This is a genomic window from Staphylococcus sp. HMSC071G07 (assembly GCF_001811435.1).
In the GTDB taxonomy this organism is placed as follows: domain Bacteria; phylum Bacillota; class Bacilli; order Staphylococcales; family Staphylococcaceae; genus Staphylococcus; species Staphylococcus pettenkoferi.
Genome location: NZ_KV804783.1, coordinates 111786 through 114699 on the forward strand (window position 1 = coordinate 111786; position 2914 = coordinate 114699).

General features: G+C 39.3%; 3 protein-coding genes. 1 reads left to right on the forward strand and 2 read right to left on the reverse strand.

From position 1 onward, the window contains the following. Window positions 1-57: 57 nt before the first annotated feature. Window positions 58-288 carry a twin-arginine translocase TatA/TatE family subunit gene (tatA, locus tag HMPREF2802_RS09335; protein WP_070503932.1) on the reverse strand — a complete coding sequence of 77 codons (231 nt, stop codon included), beginning with the start codon at window positions 286-288 and terminating at the stop codon, window positions 58-60. A 186-nt stretch (window positions 289-474) separates the two neighbouring features. Here tatA and HMPREF2802_RS09340 point away from each other — a divergent pair, with 186 nt between their 5' ends. Next, window positions 475-996, forward strand: coding sequence for a GNAT family N-acetyltransferase (locus HMPREF2802_RS09340; RefSeq protein ID WP_070503935.1), 522 nt, complete (start codon window positions 475-477; stop codon window positions 994-996). Between the two features lie 77 nt (window positions 997-1073). On the opposite strand, the gene HMPREF2802_RS09345 is transcribed toward HMPREF2802_RS09340, so the two are convergent. Continuing rightward, entirely contained in the window at window positions 1074-2753 is a 1680-nt protein-coding gene (locus HMPREF2802_RS09345) for a CDP-glycerol glycerophosphotransferase family protein (protein WP_070503939.1), read from the reverse strand. Window positions 2754-2914 lie beyond the last annotated feature (161 nt).

Here is a 2914-nt window from a genome sequence, read left to right on the forward strand (position 1 = left end):
ATGAGTATAGCGAGACAACGTCGTCTCAGCTCATCGAAATGTTCGAGTAACGTATAATTATTTGGATGATTTACGTTGTTGTGTGGAAGGTCTACTGGGTGTTTCTAATGAATCTGAGTCTTCTTCGTCATCGATGTGCTTCGTTGCGGATTTAAATTCACGTAACGTATCTCCAATTGCTTTGCCAAATTGAGGGAGTTTCTTAGGTCCAAAGATGATGAGCGCGATAATGCTAATAATGACGAGGCTTGTAGGTCCTGTCATGCCAAGGATGAAGAGATGTTCCATAGCAGTTTCCTCTTTTCAGTTTTGTATTTTTTCTTTAACTATATTCTAGTTGAGAAATATTATCAATATTTATTTGGGAAATGTCATTAATTTTACGCAAAGTGGGTAATAAATTAACGTTATTCATATTGTACGACCCATCAATTTGAGTATAATAAGGATATTATGAAAGTAAGGGGATTGAGAATGGGCGAATTTGTTGTAGTAAAGAAGTCAGATGTAGCGCAGTTAAGTGAACTGGCGCAATACACGTTTAAAGAGACATTTAAAGATGCATACTATACAGAAGAAGACTTTCAGCGTTATTTCGAAGAGAGCTTGAGTGAAGAGGTCTTGCTTGAAGAATTAGAGCATCCTGAGTCATGGTTCTACTATTATATGGAGGATGGCGACATCGTGGGTTACTTTAAATTTAATATAGGTACAGCGCAGACAGAACCAATGGGCAAGGATTACCTTGAAGTTCAACGTATTTATTTGTTACCACATGCGCAAAAGGGTGGCCGTGGTAAGGAAATTATTCGCTTTGCGGAAGAGAAGGCACGTGAATTGCAGAAACCGAAGATTTGGTTAGGTGTATGGGAAGAAAATGATTATGCTGTACAATTCTATCAAAGCCAAGGCTTTCGACAAACAGGTACACACGAATTTCGAACAGGTGATGTCGTTGACCATGATTTAGTGATGGAGAAAGTGTTGGAGGATTAGGTTATAAGTGATAATAGAAGCGGAACTGAAATTGTTGGAATTTCAGCTCCGCTTTTACCTTTATATCGTGTGCTTATCTAACGTTTCATTATAGATTGAATCAACATTCCAATTTGTTCATAAGATGGATTGGTCTCACGCACATATGGATTGGATTTCAACTCAGTCATTTGATGACTAATCAAATCATTGTGCAATGCTTTCGCATCACTATAACGAACCGTTGAAAGTGATTGCATGACATCATCGTATACACCGCTATGCTTATCTATTTCATCTTGATTTGGTGTGTACTGACAGACCGTTTTACCAGTAGCTAAAGCGTCAAAGATAAGTGAAGCATAGTCCGTTAGCACCACTTCAGCAACGAGTATTAAATCTTGCGTTTCGAGATTGTTTGGCGCAGAAATGGCATGTTCGAGTTCATCAGGGCCTTCACTCTCAGGGTGTGGACGATAAATGACGTTATATTTATTGACTAAGCCGTCGCTGATTGGAAGCAAGGCGTCATCTGCTTTACCAGTGTGGCGACTTGGGACATAAAGTAATGTGGGTTTGTCGGAATCGAGTTTGAGTTCTTGGCGAATAAAGGATAAATAAGGCTTGTCAGTCACTTTGTCAAATAAATATCGTACACGTGGATAGCCACAAGTCACGAAATCGAGGTGTTGTGATGGAAATGCAGTTTCAAAGTAAGGTTCACTCGCCTCCGTATCACATACGAGATAGTCTTGTTGACGCCATTTGTTGAATTGAATTGCACGGTCATGAGCCTCCATAGATAACGCGTCATAGCGATCTAAGAAGCGTCTTTGAATAGGTGTACCATGCCATAGTTGAATGATCTTCCCATTAGGTTGCAAATCACTCGGTATTAAATCTTCGAGAATAACCACTTTCGCACTTTCAATCATCTTCACCGTTTCTTTCGTCTCTGGTGTTAAGAAATTAGGGCCCTTAACGTCATTCGTGATGAAATAGACGGGCGTCTTCGAATTATGCTTTGCGAGATAGTTGAATAAATAACGTGTATTGCCACGGAATTGGTAATTAGGGCCTAGAACAACGATATGGTCTTGCACTTTCGAAGTGTCTTTCTCGTAAATATACGCTTCATTTTTAAAATGTTTCAATGCGCGTTGTTGTTTGATGTTGTATAAAAAGTGGGGCGCCTTGAATCCGAAACGTCGTAACCATTGATGCTCTGGACGAACATCTTCAGGCACCTCAGTTTGCTTACTACGGTAAGGTATGGAATGACGGTGTTCGTAAGCCAATACGTTGAGTAACATTTGCGTCGTTGGTTCGTAATCGTGTTCTTGAATAATGTCCCATAAGCCAGCGCTCGTCGTAAAGGTATCAGTAAAGTTAAAGACGACATGACTGTCTACCGCTGCCTCACTATCGAGCAAGTTCAGTAAAGCTAAGTCGAATAAGTGATCGACATGATAATCTTTGAGGATGCCTAAGGCTGTCTCAATATAGAAGATCACGTTAGGATAATGATTATTATTATTCATCCAAGCGTTAAAGTGTCCTTGTGCTGTACTGAAACATTGTGACTCGTTGAGATACACGCCGTCGACTGCATAATCCACGATCATCGTTTGAGGTTGAAGTTGCACAGCTTCGAGCATATCCTCGTCAATCTCGATACGTGAATCTTCGATGATAAAGTGTGTGTACGATTTCTGTTGCAATGTTTCAAGTTGTGATTCTAAAGTTGACCAATCATCTAACTGGATACGTTTTATCATAATTTATCCCTCTACTCACAAGTTATTTATTACATCATACCACGCTTCTCGGAAGACATTAAAGCTTGACCTACTGTTGAAGAGGTGTATGATATCTATAAATTAGAATCTATAATTCAATAAAAATATATTTAATTTTCAATGTTAAAACTCTCGCTTCT

Excerpts from the sequence above, each read along its gene's own strand:
- HMPREF2802_RS09340 (WP_070503935.1), top strand. The coding sequence starts at position 475 with ATGGGCGAATTTGTTGTAGTAAAGAAGTCAGATGTAGCGCAGTTAAGT.
- HMPREF2802_RS09345 (WP_070503939.1), bottom strand. The coding sequence starts at position 2,753 with ATGATAAAACGTATCCAGTTAGATGATTGGTCAACTTTAGAATCACAA.
- tatA (WP_070503932.1), bottom strand. The coding sequence starts at position 288 with ATGGAACATCTCTTCATCCTTGGCATGACAGGACCTACAAGCCTCGTC.